Source organism: Roseomonas sp. TAS13 (genome assembly GCF_001950415.1).
In the GTDB taxonomy this organism is placed as follows: domain Bacteria; phylum Pseudomonadota; class Alphaproteobacteria; order Acetobacterales; family Acetobacteraceae; genus Roseomonas; species Roseomonas mucosa.
In genome coordinates, this window is sequence record NZ_BDLP01000770.1 from 1 (window position 1) to 716 (window position 716).

The 716-nt window shown below is 69.4% G+C and carries 1 protein-coding gene; it reads left to right on the forward strand.

The window, feature by feature from the left end; genetic code table 11:
- The first annotated feature begins 434 nt into the window (after positions 1-434).
- Complete coding sequence (locus tag ROTAS13_RS27665; protein WP_171979259.1) at positions 435-602, forward strand: hypothetical protein; 168 nt, start codon at positions 435-437, stop codon at positions 600-602.
- Positions 603-716 lie beyond the last annotated feature (114 nt).

Below are 716 nucleotides of genomic sequence, written 5' to 3' on the forward strand. Positions count from 1 at the left end.
CGCCTTACGGTGGAGCTGTGCGTAGATGTGATCAAGAGACAGCCGCCTTTTCCCCCGGTCCCCCTTATCCGCCAGGACACTGCGTGCCCTGGACCCGATGAGTTGGTTCTCGCTGACGCTGGATCACGCCGGAGAGCATGGCTCTCCGGCGGACTGCCGGTGCCACAAGCGCGGACAGGGTGTTTCTTCCTTTTCATGAGCCCCGCTTGTCCACCTGCTCCCGGGGACCGGCTTCGGTCCCCGGCGGAGAGGAGGGCCGGTGGGAGAGGCGGCGCCTCTCCACCGGCGGCTGGCCACGCAGCGGAACGCTCGGCGAAAGCCCTTCGCTCCCATCTCCGCCCCCAGCATGGCACGCCCTGTGTCCCGGCACACAGCCATGGGGAGCGGCGATCCTTCAGGATGCTGCCATGGCAAGGAACGGGGAGGGGCCCGCAATGTCGAATCCGGCGCAGCACCTTTTCGCGCGGGTCGGGCGGAGGCTGGAAGGGCTAGACAGGCGGCGGGCCCTGGGGGCCGCGCCGCTCGGCCTGGGGGAGCATCTCGTCTGGCGTGCCTGGCGCTGGCTGCGCGGCCTGCGCTACGGCAGGCCGAGCCGCGCCTGACGCGGGTGCGTCAGGACAGGTTCAGCGCGTTCACCGCACGTTCGGCGCCGCGCAGTGCGGCGTCGAGCTCGCTGTCTCTTGATCACATCTACGCACAGCTCCACCGTAAGGCGA

Bases quoted from the DNA above. Each gene is read 5' to 3' on its own strand.
- ROTAS13_RS27665 (WP_171979259.1), top strand. From the start codon at position 435: ATGTCGAATCCGGCGCAGCACCTTTTCGCGCGGGTCGGGCGGAGGCTG.